The sequence below is a fragment of the Bartonella sp. MR168JLCBS genome (assembly GCF_042194175.1).
Window position 1 is genome coordinate 1 of record NZ_JBHIMP010000081.1, and the last position, 1,398, is coordinate 1,398.

Below are 1,398 nucleotides of genomic sequence, written 5' to 3' on the forward strand. Positions count from 1 at the left end.
TTCAAGTGCACGCATGCTTTGCAGCCAAATTGGGTTTTCTTCAAGTCTGTCACAGTAAAGCTGGTCCACTTTGAGAAACATCTAAGGAAGATGAAGTCTTTATTTACTGTCTACGGTGCAAAATGGGTATTGGGCAGGTACTTCAAAAATAGAATTTCAGTGGATATTTAAAATAATCAAATTTATCCAAGTGGAGCAAGCGGTTCGTTTCGGACTTGTTCGAAGAAGGGTTATTTTTAATAAACAAGCTCAATCTGTTGCTTTAAAAGCGGTTCAAAATCTTGATTTTAATCAACCCCCCCATTGGGGGTGTTAGCGCGATGAATTTTTTTTGAAATGATAGCTTGTGATGCAGCCCGAATTTGCGAAGCAATTCGGATTCGTTAATTATTCAACTGTTTTTTCTTTTTTGATCAAGTATAAAGAAAATTTCTTTCAGAAACTGAACGGTTTCACTAATTAAAGCATGCTCTAAAATGATAAATTGGTATAGATTCACTGTTTGTGATGGTACTGCTGTTCAGAACTGAGCTATAAGAGGAGGGAGCATCTTAAGTTTAATAATTTCTTTTTAGCCTGAATATTATATACTTAATCTCTTAAACGGGATTTTTTGCAAAATAAAAAGAGCTCTCTCATGTTTAAATAGACATATATAGCGAAAGAATTAAAACAGAAGCAAGTGCTGAGCAAATTTTGGCCATATGGGAAAATATGGCAACATGACCTTGGGGACCACAAACTTGGATGGGTAGAACTTTCTGGTGCTTTCAAAGCAGGAGCTATTGGGCGAATAAAACCTAAAAAAGGACAGAAAGTGATTTTTACACTTGAAAAAGTTATAAAAAACGTTTGCTTTTCTGATTATGCTAAACTTCCTTTTACACGCATGACTTTTGATCATAAGTATATTCATTTTGTTGTGCTATAGGAGTTTCCATAGCCAAATAATTTCTTCTCTGGTTGCTTTTTTAAAGAGTACAATTGAAAGGCTCATCGGTGGTGAAATAAGCTCAATATCTACACCAAAAAGATTGACATGATTTCATTGGATATATCTGTTAAAAAAATGATTGTTTTCTTATGCACCTATGTTTCGTTACTGGCAAATGCCTTTGTAGCTGTCAAAAAGATTATGGACTATGGTTCTTCCAAAATTAAGTAAGTGGATGCTTTTATTTGCAAATTGAATCCAGGGATAGAGATTATGTTTGAGATTCCTCTAAGAGTTTTAATTTTCTATCGCTCATTCATAATAACATGGCACTACGCATCCATTAAAAGCTAGGGAAAAGGTGTCAATGTTTAAATCAAGATCCTTTCTAGTCATTTTGGATTTGTATTTTGAGAATAGGAAGTTGATCAGGTTTTTCTTGTTTAATGATGAAGTAACTGATT

1 protein-coding gene is annotated in these 1,398 nt (G+C 34.0%); it reads left to right on the forward strand.

Annotation, left to right across the window (positions count from 1 at the left end; translation table 11 throughout):
• Nucleotides 1–682: 682 nt before the first annotated feature.
• Complete coding sequence (locus tag ACFIK8_RS09235; protein WP_014923771.1) at nucleotides 683–931, forward strand: hypothetical protein; 249 nt, start codon at nucleotides 683–685, stop codon at nucleotides 929–931.
• The last annotated feature ends 467 nt before the right edge of the window (nucleotides 932–1,398 follow it).